The sequence below is a fragment of the Stenotrophomonas maltophilia genome (genome assembly GCF_900186865.1).
In the GTDB taxonomy this organism is placed as follows: Bacteria; Pseudomonadota; Gammaproteobacteria; order Xanthomonadales; family Xanthomonadaceae; genus Stenotrophomonas; species Stenotrophomonas maltophilia.
Map to the genome: position 1 here is coordinate 3,709,274 of NZ_LT906480.1, position 13,089 is coordinate 3,722,362.

A 13,089-nucleotide genomic window follows, 5' to 3' on the forward strand; every position below is an offset into this window, starting at 1 on the left:
TCCTGTCAGCCCAACCGACGTCGGGCAATGAGACTGCCAATCCCGGGAAAAGTTCAGTCGCCGATCACCCGGCGCCGCACCAGCTTTTAACCACCGTTCCGTTAGCGTTCCGGTCCACGGCCATGGATCCGGGGTCGCCACTCCCCTGCTATTGGGATTTGACGCGGGGGAAACAACCTCTGGATCATAGCCGCTTCTCCATACACAACCGGATGGAACGTCCATGCTCTCAGGCTTCGATGGTCTCCGCTTCAGCCACTGGCACCCCGAGATCCGCGACGACGGCGTGGTGGTCCTCTCCCTGGATCGCCAGGACAGCAGCGTCAATGCCATGTCGCAGGATGTGCTGCTGGAGCTGGGTGACCTGCTTGAGCGCATTGCACTGGACCCGCCCAAGGGCGTGGTGATCCAGTCGCTGAAGAAAGCCGGCTTCATTGCCGGGGCGGACCTGAAGGAGTTCCAGGAGTTCGACCGTCGCGGCACCGTCAACGACGCCATCCGCCGCGGCCAGGCTACCTACCAGAAGCTGGCCGAGCTGCCCTGCCCCACCGTGGCGGCCATCCACGGCCATTGCCTGGGCGGCGGCACCGAGCTGGCGCTGGCCTGCCGCTATCGCGTGGCCTCCAATGACAGCAGCACCCGCATCGGCCTGCCGGAAACCCAGCTGGGCATCTTCCCGGGCTGGGGCGGCAGCGCGCGACTGCCGCAGCTGGTCGGCGCACCCGCGGCAATGGACATGATGCTGACCGGCCGTACGCTGTCGGCCTCGGCCGCGCGTGGCATCGGGCTGGTCGACAAGGTGGTGGCACCGGCCGTGGTGCTCGACACCGCCGTGGCGCTGGCGCTGTCCGGCACCACGCGCCCGTTCAAGCAGCGCGCGACGGCCTGGGCCACCAACACCTGGCTGGCACGCACGCTGCTGGCACCGCAGATGGTCAAGCAGGTCGCACGCAAGGCCAAGAAGGACCAGTATCCGGCGCCCTACGCGCTGATCAGCACCTGGCAGCGCAGTGGCGGCAAGCCGATCCAGGCGCGTTTGGACGCCGAGCGCCGCGCGGTGGTGAAGCTGGCCAGCACCCCCACCGCGCGCAACCTGATCCGCATTTTCTTCCTGACCGAACGCCTGAAGGGCCTCGGTGGTGGTGATTCCGGCATCCGCCACGTGCACGTGGTCGGCGCCGGCGTGATGGGCGGTGACATCGCCGCCTGGGCCGCCTACAAGGGCTTTGAAGTGACTCTCCAGGACCGCGAGCAGCGCTTCATCGACCCCGCCATGGAGCGCGCGCAGGCGCTGTTCGCCAAGAAGGTGCGCGACGAGAGCAAGCGCCCCGCCGTGGCCGCGCGCCTGCGTGCCGACCTAGAAGGCAACGGCGTGGCCGAGGCCGACCTGGTGATCGAAGCGATCATCGAGAACCCGGAAGCCAAGCGTGCGCTGTACCAGACGCTGGAACCGAAGATGAAGCTGGACGCGCTGCTGACCACCAACACCTCGTCGATTCCGCTGGTGGAACTGCGCGACCACATCCAGCGCCCGGCGCAGTTCGCTGGCCTGCACTACTTCAACCCGGTGGCGCAGATGCCACTGGTGGAGATCATCCACCACGACGGCATGGCGCCGGAGACCGAGCGCCGCCTGGCCGCGTTCTGCAAGGCGCTGGGCAAGTTCCCGGTACCTGTGGCCGGCAGCCCGGGCTTCCTGGTCAACCGTGTGCTGTTCCCGTACATGCTGGAAGCCGCCACCGCGTATGCCGAAGGCATTCCGGGCCCGGTGATCGACAGGGCCGCGGTGAAGTTCGGCATGCCGATGGGCCCGATCGAACTGATCGACACCGTCGGCCTGGACGTGGCCGCCGGCGTCGGCCGCGAACTGGCGCCGTTCCTGGGCCTGCAGATTCCAGCGGCCTTGCAGACGGTGGAACCGGACAAGCGCGGCAAGAAGGACGGCCAGGGCATCTATACCTGGGAAAACGGCAAGCCGAAGAAGCCGGACGTGGCCAGCGATTACCAGGCCCCGGCCGATCTGGAGGACCGCCTGATCCTGCCGCTGTTGAACGAGGCGGTGGCGTGCCTGCACGAAGGCGTTGTGGCCGATGCGGACCTGCTGGATGCCGGCGTGATCTTCGGTACCGGCTTTGCCCCGTTCCGCGGTGGTCCGATCCAGCACATCCGTGCGGTCGGTGCCGATGCGATCGTCGAGCGGCTGAAGGCACTGCAGCAGCGTCACGGTGACCGCTTCGCCCCGCGCCCGGGCTGGGACAACCCCACCCTGCGCGAACCGGTGGTTTGAGTTTATCGGCCGGGCCTGCGGCCCGGCACCCGCGGTAGTGCCGGCCGCTGGCCGGCAACCTCAAAAGCCAGAGCCAGAGCAACAGCCGGCTCTGGCTTTTCTGTTTGTTGGGCGGGGCGGTGTGGGCAGGCAGGACACGCCGTAAACCCATCCATGGGGGCTCGGTGGCGCCATCCATGGCGCCAACGGTCCTGCCTGCCCACACCGCCCCACCCCTGACAGTTTCCCGGTGACGGTCGGTGAATCTCGATTCCGGTGTGGATCACTACGAACGGGTGGGTGGCTACCTGGGCCGCCACCAGGAGCAAAGCAACCAGCGTTTGATTTTGACTTTGATTTTCTTTTTTCTTCTCCGTGGCTGGACGCACACGGAAACTGTCAGAGGTCGGGCGGGGTGGATTCGCGGGGGTGTCCGCGGCATGGATGCCGCGGCCAAGCCTCCACGGACGGATTCACGGCGTCCCCCGCGAACCCACCCCGCCCGGCCAAGCGCGGCTTTTGCTTTACGCGACCAACCCCACAGCCACGAGGGGCTGCGCCGTTGGCTGGAACACCCTGTTACCCATACGGGGCATGTCCCCGTCACAGCCGCATGCGATGCTGATCACCTGATCCCTGCCAGCGAGAACGCCCGCATGACCACCATCATCGCCCCGCGCGTGCACGACATCGGCGGACTCGAAGTCCGCCGCGCCGTCCCCACCCTGCAGGCGCGCAGCATCGGCTCGTTCGTGTTCGTCGACCAGATGGGCCCGGCGCTCATGCATCCCGGCACGGCCATCGACGTGCGCCCGCATCCGCATATCGGCCTGGCCACCGTCACCTATCTGTGGTCGGGCGCCATCGGCCATCGCGACACACTCGGTTCGGACCAGGTGATCCGCCCCGGAGACGTCAACTGGATGACCGCTGGCCGCGGCATCGCCCATTCCGAACGTACGCCGCAACCGGACCGCGATCACGACAACCCGATCCATGGCATGCAGACCTGGGTGGCGCTGCCGAAATCGCACGAGGAAATCGAACCGGCGTTCTACCACCACGCCGCGGCTACGTTGCCCGAGCAGCGTCGCAACGGTGCCTGGCTGCGCGTCATCGCCGGCCGCGCCTATGGCGAGGAATCGCCGGTGAAGGTGTTCGCCGACACCCTCAACGTGGCGATCGATCTCGACCCGGATGCGGAAATCGATATCGACGACGGCCACCGCGAGCGCGCGCTGTACATCCTCGAAGGCGACGCACAGCTGGATGGCGTGGACATCCCTGCACAGCATCTGGTGATTCCCGAAGCCGGCGCACGTGGCCGCCTGCGCGCGAAGACGCCGGTGAAGGCGATGCTGTTCGGTGGCGAGCCGCTGGATGGCCCGCGTCACCTGTGGTGGAACTTCGTGTCCAGCTCGAAGGAACGCATCGAGCAGGCCAAGCACGATTGGGAGGCCGGCCGCTTCGGCACCATTCCGGGCGACGACAAGGAATTCATCCCGCTGCCGCAGTACTGAACATCGCGTGTTGCACACATCCGAAGGTGTATGCCTGCACCCGGCGTTGACGCTACAGTCACCCGCTGATCATTGAAATGTGACATAAATCACACTTTCGACCGTCAAAGGAGTGCAACACATGAGCATGGGTAAACGCTTGTCCGCCGAATTCCTCGGCACGTTCTGGCTGGTTCTGGGTGGCTGCGGCAGTGCGGTGCTGGCCGCCAAGTTCGGCGGTGACAGCAATCCGCTGGGTATCGGGTTCCTCGGCGTGGCGCTCGCCTTCGGCCTGACCGTGGTGACCGGCGCCTATGCGTTCGGCCATATCTCCGGCGCGCACTTCAATCCGGCGGTCAGCGTCGGCCTGTGGGCCGGTGGCCGCTTCCCGACCAAGGACCTGGTGCCGTACATCATCGCCCAGGTGGCTGGTGGCCTGCTGGCCGGCTTCATCCTGCTGCAGATCGCCTCGGGGGCCAGCGGCTTCGCCATCGACGGCAGCCAGGCCGGTGCGTTCGCCAGCAATGGCTATGGTGCGCTGTCGCCCGGCGGTTACAGCCTGGCGGCGGCCTTCCTGTGCGAAGTGGTGCTGACCGCCGTGTTCCTGATCGTGATCATGGGCGCCACCCACGGCAAGGCACCGGCTGGCTTCGCGCCGCTGGCGATCGGCCTGTCGCTGACCCTGATCCATCTGATCAGCATCCCGGTCACCAACACCTCGGTGAACCCGGCCCGCTCCACCGCCGTGGCCTTCTTCGCCGGCAGCGGGGCGGTCAGCCAGCTGTGGCTGTTCTGGGTCGCCCCGCTGCTGGGCGGTGCGATCGGCGGCATCATCTACAAGTGGCTCGGCAACGACCGCTGAGGCCTGTGCGGACCGTTGCGGCCGACCTTCGGCCGCAATGGTTACGCTTGTAACCGCAATTTGTGCGATCGCTCACGTTCCGTTAAGGTTGAGTTGACCGTCCGTGCACATGCCGGCCGGCGGGGCATCCGGGGATGGGATGCCAAGGCCGCCGGTCCATCCGACGGAGCCACGACACACCACCTTGGGGGATGCATGAAGTTCGCGCCTGTAGTGTTGTCGAGCCTGCTGTTCGCTGCGGCCCAGGCCGCCGCGCAGGCTCCCACCGAATGTCCTTCATTGCCGGCCAACAGCGGCCTGCAGTGGCAACAGCAGGCACAGGCCGATTTTCTGGTCTGCCGTGCCAGCACCAGCGATGGCCGCGAGGTACTGAGCCTGATGCTCAGTGCACGCGATCCCAACCTTCCATTGAACCGCTCGCTGCGCCACGAAAAGGGCAGCTTCGGCGGTGAATCACTGTACTGGTACCAGCCCGATCTGGGAGGCCAGCAGCCGCCCGGTTATGCCGAGCGCCGCATCAGCGTGGTCAAGCTCGACAAAGGGCGTTACGCGCAGATTTCGCTGTATCCGGACAGCGCGCAGGAACTGGGTTCGCTGCAACAGCTGGCGCAGGGGATGAGCCTGACCCCGTCGGCCGTGGCTGCCGGGAACTGACGATGGCGGGGATGACTGCCTTGCAGCATCCCCGCAATGCGAGCCGACCTGACGGTAGTGCCGGCCGCTGGCCGGCACCTCGATCCGCCGTGACCGCAGGCAGTTGCCGGCCAGCGGCCGGCACCGCCTCAGAACTTGCCTTCCTGGAAATCGACGAAGGCCTGCATGAGTTCCTGCCGCGTGTTCATCACGAACGGGCCATGGCGCATCACCGGTTCTCGCAACGGACGACCAGCCACAAGGATCAGCCGCGCACCCTCGCTGCCGGCCGACAGATGCAGCTGCTCGCCACCGCCCAGCACCGCCAGTTCCTGGCGGGCGACGTCGCGCGCCGCGTCCTGCTCACCCACCGTCACCGCACCTTCGAACACATACGCGAAGGCGTTGTGCCCTTCCGGCAAGGCATAGGTCCAGGCGCGATCCGGGGCCAGCGTGATGTCCAGGTACAGCGGATCGGTGGCCGGCTGCACGATCGGGCCCTGCGTGCCATCCACGTTGCCGGCGATCACCTTCACTTCCACGCCGGCGTCCGGCTGCACCACGGGAATGCGCTCGGGCGCGAACTCCTGGTACTTCGGCTCGGTCATCTTCTCTTTCGCCGGCAGGTTCACCCACAGCTGGAAGCCGCGCATCTGACCGCTTTCCTGCTCGGGCATTTCCGAATGCACCAGGCCACGGCCTGCGGTCATCCACTGCACGCTGCCCGGGGTAAGCAGGCCCTCGTTGCCGTGGTTGTCGCGATGCCGCATGCGCCCGTCGAGCATGTAGGTGACGGTCTCGAAACCGCGATGCGGATGCTCCGGGAAGCCGGCGATGTAGTCCTCGGCACGGTCGGTGCCGAATTCATCGAGCAGCAGGAACGGGTCCAGGTCAGGCAGCGTCGGGCCGCCGATGACGCGGGTCAGGCGCACGCCGGCACCGTCGGAGGTGGGCATGCCACGGATGGTCCGCAGTACGCGGACCGGTTCGGGAAAGCTCATGGCGACTCCTGTTGGATGGATGCCACTGAAGATGGACGCCACATGGCCGCACGCCAATGGACGGCGCCGCAACCGATTGTTCCATCCCTGATGTTCGCTGCATGTCAGCACAACAAGCGTACGACCAAAGTACTACCGCCGATTCGTCCTGTGCCAATTGACCCTGCCGAGGGCACGCGGGACTCTTTGACTGTCTTTCCGGGAGAGAGCACCTCATGAAAGGGTTTTCCAAAATAGGCTGGGCGGTACTCGCCCTGCTCGGCGCCTTCTGTCTGGGCACCGTGGCCCTGCGCCGCGGCGAACACATCAATGCCCTGTGGATCGTCGTCGCCGCCGTTTCGCTGTACCTGGTGGCCTACCGCTTCTACAGCCTGTTCATCGCCAACAAGGTGATGCAGCTGGATCCAACCCGGGCCACCCCGGCGGTGATCAACAACGATGGCCTGGACTACGTGCCGACCAACAAGCACGTGCTGTTCGGTCACCATTTCGCCGCCATTGCCGGTGCCGGCCCGCTGGTGGGACCGGTGCTGGCCGCACAGATGGGCTACCTGCCCGGCCTGCTGTGGCTGGTGGTGGGCGTGGTGCTGGCCGGCGCGGTGCAGGACTTCATGGTCCTGTTCCTGTCCAGCCGCCGCAACGGCCGCTCCCTGGGCGATCTTGTGCGGGAAGAGATGGGCCAGGTGCCCGGCACCATCGCGCTGTTCGGTGCGTTCCTGATCATGATCATCATCCTGGCGGTGCTGGCGATGGTGGTGGTCAAGGCGCTGGCCGAAAGCCCGTGGGGCATGTTCACGGTGATCGCGACGATGCCCATCGCGATCCTGATGGGCGTGTACATGCGCTACATCCGCCCCGGCAGGATCGGCGAGATTTCGGTGGTCGGCCTGATCCTGCTGCTGGCCGCGATCTGGTACGGCGGCAAGGTCGCCGCCGATCCGGTCTGGGGCCCGGCCTTCACCTTCACCGGCACCCAGATCACCTGGATGCTGATCGGTTACGGCTTCGTTGCCTCGGTGCTGCCGGTGTGGCTGCTGCTGGCCCCCCGCGATTACCTGTCGACCTTCCTCAAGATCGGCACCATCATCGCGCTGGCCGTCGGCATCCTGATTGTGATGCCGGAACTGAAGATGCCGGCGCTGACCCAGTTCGCTGCCAGTGGTGATGGCCCGGTATGGAAGGGCGGCATGTTCCCGTTCCTGTTCATCACCATCGCCTGCGGTGCGGTCTCCGGTTTCCACGCGTTGATTTCCTCCGGCACCACGCCGAAGCTGCTGGCCAATGAAGCGCACATGCGCTACATCGGCTACGGCGGCATGCTGATGGAATCGTTCGTGGCGGTGATGGCGCTGGTGGCGGCCTCGATCATCGATCCGGGCATCTACTTCGCGATGAACAGCCCGGCGGCGGTGATCGGTGCCGATGCGGCCTCGGCGGCGCACTACATCACCAACACCTGGGGCTTCACCATCACGCCCGAGCAGCTGACCGCGACCGCGGCGGCCATTGGCGAGCCGACCATCCTGCATCGCGCAGGTGGCGCACCGACACTGGCGGTGGGCATCGCGCAGATCCTGCACGAAGCGATTCCCAGTGGCAGCGACGCGATGATGGCGTTCTGGTACCACTTCGCGATCCTGTTCGAAGCGTTGTTCATCCTCACGGCAGTCGACGCTGGCACCCGTGCCGGTCGCTTCATGCTGCAGGACCTGCTGGGCAACTTCGTGCCGGCCCTGAAGAAGACCGAATCGTGGACCGCCAACATCATCGGTACCGCCGGCTGCGTGGCGCTGTGGGGCTACCTGCTCTACACCGGCGTGGTCGATCCGTTCGGTGGCATCCAGACGCTGTGGCCGCTGTTCGGCATCTCCAACCAGATGCTGGCGGGTATCGCACTGATGCTGGGCACGGTGGTGCTGTTCAAGATGAAGCGTGACCGCTATGCGTGGGTGACGGCCGTGCCGGCCATCTGGCTGCTGATCTGCACCACCTACGCCGGCTTCATCAAGATCTTCGACAGCAATCCGGCGCAGGGCTTCCTGGCCCAGGCACACAAGTTCCAGGCCGCCCTCGCCAGCGACACCATCACGGCACCGGCCAAATCGGTGGCGCAGATGAAGCAGATCGTGGTCAACGCGTACGTCAACACCGGCCTGACCGCGCTGTTCCTGCTGGTGGTGGGCGCAGTGCTGGTGTATTCGATCAAGACCATCCTGGCGGCCCGCCGCAATCCGCAGCGCAGCGACCGCGAGACTCCGTATGTGGCGCTGAAGCCGCATGAAATGGTGGATCTGTGATGAGCACGCAACTGGTTCCCGCCGGCCAGTACCAGGCACACCGCCGCATCTGGCGGCGCCTGGTGCAGACCGCACGACTGTGCTGTGGCATTCCTGATTACGACAACTACGTCCGGCACATGCTGGAAAAGCATCCGGACCAGGAGTCGATGGATTACAAGACGTTCTTCCGCGAGCGCCAGGAAGCGCGCTACGGCGGACGCAACGGTGGTCGCTGCTGTTGAGGTTCCAGGGTGGGTGCCGGGCTTGCAGCCCGGCGCCCGCAGAGGCCGGAGCAACGGCAACATCTGAGGCGTCGGCTCTGGGTTTCTGTGTGGTTGGCGGGGTGGTGTCGGATGGCGGGGACGCCGTAAACCCATCCCTGGGGGCTTGGCCGCGGCATCCATGCCGCGGACACCCCGCCATCCGACACCACCCCACCTTCGACAGATTTCCGGTGACGGCGAGATGCATCAGGGGTCAGATCCGTTTCCTCCGGGAAACGGATCTGACCCCTTCCATGTTCATGGAGGCCCATGAAATGCATCCACGCATGGCGTGGATCTACGCAAGCATGACGCCGGGGCGGCCCGGACTCAGCCGTTGGCCATCCACTTCAGGATCAGGCCAGTGACATAGGCCAGCCCGGTGCCGGTGGCGTAGCCCACCGTGCCCAGCAGCACGCCCACCGGAGCCAGCGTCGGATGGAACGCTGCGGCCACCACGGGGGCCGAAGCGGCTGCGCCGATGTTGCCCTGCGAACCGATCGCGAAGAAGAACAGCGGCGCGCGCAGCAGCTTGGCCACCACCCACAGCACCAGCACATGCGTGGCCATCCAGATCGCGCCGAGCAGGAACAGCCACGGCCGATCCAGCAGCGACAGCAGGTTCATCTGCATGCCGATGCAGGCGATCAGGAAGTACAGGAACACCGTGCCCAGCCGCGAAGCGCCCGCGGCTTCCAGCCGGCGCGCACGGGTGAAGCTCAGGCCCAGGCCCATCGCGGTGGACAGCAGGATCACCCATACGAACTGGCTGTCCAGGCTGAACTGGCTGGCCCAGCTGACATTGGCCTTGAACCAGCCCGCCAGCGGCGCGGCGATGGCATGGGCCAGGCCGACGCCGCCCAGTGCCACGCCGACGATCACCATCAGGTCAGTCATGCTGGGAATGCGCGCGTTCTGCGCCTCGTAGGCACTGATGCGCGCCTTCATCTCGTCGATGGCACGGGTATCGGCACCGTTGCGGGTATCGATCTGCTGCGCGCGGTTGGCCAGGAACAGCAGGATGGCCATCCACAGGCTGGCGCAGGCCACGTCGACCACCGCGAACTGGCCGAAGGTGGTGGCATCGGTGCCGAACACTTCACGCATGGCCACCATGTTGGCGCCGCCGCCGATCCAGCTGCCGGCCAGCGCCGCCATGCCGGCCCAGGTATCACCGGCCACGGTTTCGGGGTGGATCAGCTTCATCAGCTGGAACGAGACGATGGCGCCGAGCATGATGCCGGCGGTACCGGCGCAGAACACGATCAGCAGTTTCGGGCCGAGCTTGGCAATACCCTTGAGGTCGATCGACAGGGTCAGCAGGACCAGCGCGGCCGGCAGCAGCACGTCACGCGCGACCGGGTTGTACAGCGAGGTGTTGTGGCCGTCGATGACACCGGCGGTGTTGTAGATGGCGGGGACGAAGTAGCACAGCAGCAGCGCCGGCACCCAGGCGAAGATCTTCTTCAACAACGGGGTCGGGCCACTGGCGGCCCAGAAGATCAGGGCCAGGGTGGCGGCAATCAGGCCCAGGCCAACGATGTCGTTGCTGATCAGGGCAGTAGCGGGTTCGGTCGGCATGGGATCCTCTGTCGATCGAAAGAGCGGGAAAAAAAAGCGCCGCATGAAGCGGCGCACCCCGAGATTAACATTGTCTTCACGCCGGGTCATGCTGCAGTGCCGGCTGCCCTTTCCCGGAGCCACTCCCATGCAGCTCGGCGCCTTCTCCGTCAGCCTCTCGGTCAGGGACCTGGCGGCCTCCCGCAGCTTCTACGAAGCACTGGGCTTCTCGGTGACCGGTGGCGAGCCGGCGCAGAACTGGCTGGTGATGCGCAACAACGGCGTTGTCATCGGCCTGTTCCAGGGCATGTTCGAGGGCAACCTGCTCACCTTCAACCCGGGCTGGGACCAGCACAAGCAGGAACTGCCCCACTTCCAGGATGTACGTGAACTGCAGGCGGAACTGGATGCGAAGGGCATTGAACTGGCGGTGCGTACCGACCCTCATGGGCGGAGCACCGGCTACCTGCAGTTGGCCGATCCCGACGGCAATGTGATCCTGATCGACCAGCATGTGGCGCGGCCGAACGGCCGGTAATGCGAACGGACATTGCGTGGGCAGGCGTCGACCTTGGTCGACGGGCAGCATGCCAACCAAGGTTGGCATCTACCAGGACGGCCGGTTCAGGCCGGACGTGAAGCGCTGAAATCGAGCGTGGCGCGCGTGCCACGCGGCTCGCAGGGCTGCAGCTGCAGGGTCCAGCCAAGGTGCTCGCAGAGCCGGGCGATCAGGTCCAGGCCGATGCCGCCGCCACGGTCGGCGCGCTCGCCGCGGGCCATCCGCGCGTGGATCGCCGCAATCTCCTCCGGGCTCATGCCATGTCCCGGGTCCTGCAGGGTCAGCACCGCCGACGAGCTCAGGCGCAACTCAATGTGGCCACGCCCACTGTTCTCGATGGCATTGCGCAGCAGGTTGCCGATCGCGGCCTGCACGACGGCCAGCGGCGCGACAATATCCACCGGGGCCGCCTGGATGCCGATGCTCAGGTCCTTGTCACCGAGCAGGTGGCGATGGTCGTCGACGATTTCCGGCAGCAGCTGGTCCAGGGCGATGCGCTCGGCGCGCGCGGCCAGGCGCGCCGGGTCACGCGCCAGCACCAGCAGCAGTTCGATCAGCTGCTCCACGCTCTGCGCGGTGCGCAGCACGCGTTGCATCTGCTGGCGTGCGCGCTCGGGCAGGCCCGGCTGTTCCAGTGCCAGCTCTGCGGCACCGGTCATCACCGCAATCGGCGTGCGCAGCTCGTGGCTGGCGGTGCTGATGAACACCCGCTCGCGTTCGACAAACTGCTCGTTGCGGTCCAGATAGTCGTTCAGTGCATCGGCAATGGTGTGCAGCTCGGAGCTGCCGCGCGGGTCGACCTCGATGCGCTGGCCCTGGACACCCGGCCGCAGCGCCGCGATGTGCTGCGCCAGCAGGCTCAACGGGCGCACCATGCGTTCCATACCGAACGACGCCATCAGCACGGTGACGAAGATCATGATCACCCCGGCCAGCATCACCCAGCGCGTGGCGAACTGTTCCAGGTCATGGAAGTCGGAAATGTCCAGCGCCAGCGCCACCCGCCCCATCGAGCCGGTGTCACGCACCATCACCGCAGTCTGCCGCCCCTTGACCGGCACCCCGTCATGCAGCCCCGGGTGCAGCAGGCGCACGCTTTCCGGCATGTTGCCTTCATCGAAGCGGAACAGGCTGAGCGTGTCCGAGTCCTGCCAGCGATAGTGCGGCTCGTGCTCGGTGTGCTCGACGATGCTGTCCAGTTCGGAATTGAGCAGCGCGCGCCAGGCAGCGTGCTCCGCATGTTCATGCACGTAGTTGCCGACGCTGAACACCGCGATCGACAGCAGCGCCAGATAGCCCAGCAACCACCACACCACGCGCCGGTACAACGGCCCCGGCTTACTCGCCTTCATCATCATCCTTGCCGGCATCGCTGGGCGTGGTCACGGCCAAGCGGTAACCCACCCGCGGCAGGGTATGGATCAGTTTCTCGGCGAACGGTCCGTCCACACTGCGGCGCAGCTCGTAGACATGCGAACGCAGCAGGTCGCCATCCGGCGGTTCGTCGCCCCACAGAGCGAATTCCAGCTGCTGGCGGGTCACCGCGCCGGGGCTGGCGCGCATGAGCACTTCCAGCAGCTTGCGGCAGGCCGGGTACAGGTGCAGCACCTGGGTGCCGCGCTGGGCTTCCAGGGTGGCCAGATCCAGCACCAGATCGCCCACCTGCAGGCGCTTGCGCGGGTTGCGTCCCTGCGCACGCAGCAGCAGCGCTTCCAGCCGCACCTCCAGCTCCGGGAGCGCGAACGGCTTGGTCAGGTAGTCGTCGGCACCGGCGCGGAAGCCGGCAATCTTGTCCGGCAGCTCGTCACGCGCGGTCAGCATGATCACCGGCACTTCCGATGCATGCTCGGCGCGCAGCCGGCGCAGCACCTCCGGGCCCTCCATGCGCGGCAGCATCCAGTCCAGGATGACGGCGTCATACGGATGGCTCCCGGCCAGGTGCAGTCCGGTGATGCCATCCGGCGCCACGTCGAGCACGTGCCCGCGCGACTCGAAATAGTCGAACAGGTTGGCCACCAGCTGGCGGTTGTCCTCGATCACCAACAGACGCATGCACGAAACATCCACGGAAGTTCGTACCATGGTAGCGCCGCACATGTCGGAATGCGGTCGCCCCGGCGCCGCTCTGACGCTTTTCCCACCCCTGCCACCTCAGAATGGCCGTTTT

General features: G+C 66.1%; 11 protein-coding genes. 7 read left to right on the forward strand and 4 right to left on the reverse strand.

Features of this window, described 5'->3' with window-relative positions; translation table 11 throughout:
• Positions 1-223 precede the first annotated feature (223 nt).
• From CKW06_RS17700 to CKW06_RS17715, 4 genes are all read left to right on the forward strand, one after another.
• The gene (locus CKW06_RS17700) at positions 224-2,287 is read left to right on the forward strand and encodes a 3-hydroxyacyl-CoA dehydrogenase NAD-binding domain-containing protein (protein ID WP_024958698.1); all 2,064 of its coding nucleotides are present in this window, start codon (positions 224-226) and stop codon (positions 2,285-2,287) included.
• 635 nt (positions 2,288-2,922) lie between these two features.
• A complete protein-coding gene (locus CKW06_RS17705) occupies positions 2,923-3,786 on the forward strand; it encodes a pirin family protein (protein WP_005410608.1) in 864 nt (287 codons plus the stop codon).
• A gap of 121 nt (positions 3,787-3,907) precedes the next feature.
• Complete coding sequence (gene aqpZ, locus CKW06_RS17710; protein WP_032963683.1) at positions 3,908-4,627, forward strand: aquaporin Z; 720 nt, start codon at positions 3,908-3,910, stop codon at positions 4,625-4,627.
• Between the two features lie 195 nt (positions 4,628-4,822).
• Positions 4,823-5,281, forward strand: a complete 459-nt coding sequence (locus tag CKW06_RS17715) for a hypothetical protein (RefSeq protein WP_005410610.1) — start codon at positions 4,823-4,825, stop codon at positions 5,279-5,281.
• Between the two features lie 128 nt (positions 5,282-5,409).
• Here CKW06_RS17715 and CKW06_RS17720 read toward each other — a convergent pair whose 3' ends face one another.
• Positions 5,410-6,261: a pirin family protein gene (locus tag CKW06_RS17720; protein WP_005410611.1), complete on the reverse strand. Its 852-nt coding sequence runs from the start codon at positions 6,259-6,261 to the stop codon at positions 5,410-5,412.
• A gap of 215 nt (positions 6,262-6,476) precedes the next feature.
• Here CKW06_RS17720 and CKW06_RS17730 point away from each other — a divergent pair, with 215 nt between their 5' ends.
• Both CKW06_RS17730 and CKW06_RS17735 read left to right on the forward strand, forming a co-directional pair.
• On the forward strand, positions 6,477-8,558 hold the full coding sequence (locus tag CKW06_RS17730; RefSeq protein WP_005410612.1) for a carbon starvation CstA family protein: 2,082 nt from the start codon (positions 6,477-6,479) through the stop codon (positions 8,556-8,558).
• On the forward strand, positions 8,558-8,782 hold the full coding sequence (locus CKW06_RS17735; RefSeq protein WP_024957208.1) for a YbdD/YjiX family protein: 225 nt from the start codon (positions 8,558-8,560) through the stop codon (positions 8,780-8,782). Before CKW06_RS17730 ends, CKW06_RS17735 begins: the two co-directional genes overlap by 1 nt.
• Positions 8,783-9,133: 351 nt before the next feature.
• Here CKW06_RS17735 and CKW06_RS17740 read toward each other — a convergent pair whose 3' ends face one another.
• A complete protein-coding gene (locus CKW06_RS17740) occupies positions 9,134-10,384 on the reverse strand; it encodes a DUF819 family protein (RefSeq protein WP_005410614.1) in 1,251 nt (416 codons plus the stop codon).
• Positions 10,385-10,511: 127 nt separating this feature from the next.
• Between CKW06_RS17740 and CKW06_RS17745 the strand changes: the two genes are divergently transcribed.
• Positions 10,512-10,901: a VOC family protein gene (locus tag CKW06_RS17745; protein WP_024957207.1), complete on the forward strand. Its 390-nt coding sequence runs from the start codon at positions 10,512-10,514 to the stop codon at positions 10,899-10,901.
• A gap of 86 nt (positions 10,902-10,987) precedes the next feature.
• Here CKW06_RS17745 and CKW06_RS17750 read toward each other — a convergent pair whose 3' ends face one another.
• Together CKW06_RS17750 and CKW06_RS17755 are read right to left on the reverse strand one after the other, a co-directional pair.
• Positions 10,988-12,274, reverse strand: a complete 1,287-nt coding sequence (locus tag CKW06_RS17750; RefSeq protein ID WP_024957206.1) for a sensor histidine kinase — start codon at positions 12,272-12,274, stop codon at positions 10,988-10,990.
• Entirely contained in the window at positions 12,261-12,974 is a 714-nt protein-coding gene (locus CKW06_RS17755; protein WP_005410617.1) for a response regulator transcription factor, read from the reverse strand. Before CKW06_RS17755 ends, CKW06_RS17750 begins: the two co-directional genes overlap by 14 nt.
• Positions 12,975-13,089 lie beyond the last annotated feature (115 nt).

Bases quoted from the DNA above. Each gene is read 5' to 3' on its own strand.
- CKW06_RS17700 (WP_024958698.1), top strand. From the start codon at position 224: ATGCTCTCAGGCTTCGATGGTCTCCGCTTCAGCCACTGGCACCCCGAG.
- CKW06_RS17705 (WP_005410608.1), top strand. From the start codon at position 2,923: ATGACCACCATCATCGCCCCGCGCGTGCACGACATCGGCGGACTCGAA.
- aqpZ (WP_032963683.1), top strand. From the start codon at position 3,908: ATGAGCATGGGTAAACGCTTGTCCGCCGAATTCCTCGGCACGTTCTGG.
- CKW06_RS17715 (WP_005410610.1), top strand. From the start codon at position 4,823: ATGAAGTTCGCGCCTGTAGTGTTGTCGAGCCTGCTGTTCGCTGCGGCC.
- CKW06_RS17720 (WP_005410611.1), bottom strand. From the start codon at position 6,261: ATGAGCTTTCCCGAACCGGTCCGCGTACTGCGGACCATCCGTGGCATG.
- CKW06_RS17730 (WP_005410612.1), top strand. From the start codon at position 6,477: ATGAAAGGGTTTTCCAAAATAGGCTGGGCGGTACTCGCCCTGCTCGGC.
- CKW06_RS17735 (WP_024957208.1), top strand. From the start codon at position 8,558: ATGAGCACGCAACTGGTTCCCGCCGGCCAGTACCAGGCACACCGCCGC.
- CKW06_RS17740 (WP_005410614.1), bottom strand. From the start codon at position 10,384: ATGCCGACCGAACCCGCTACTGCCCTGATCAGCAACGACATCGTTGGC.
- CKW06_RS17745 (WP_024957207.1), top strand. From the start codon at position 10,512: ATGCAGCTCGGCGCCTTCTCCGTCAGCCTCTCGGTCAGGGACCTGGCG.
- CKW06_RS17750 (WP_024957206.1), bottom strand. From the start codon at position 12,274: ATGAAGGCGAGTAAGCCGGGGCCGTTGTACCGGCGCGTGGTGTGGTGG.
- CKW06_RS17755 (WP_005410617.1), bottom strand. From the start codon at position 12,974: ATGCGTCTGTTGGTGATCGAGGACAACCGCCAGCTGGTGGCCAACCTG.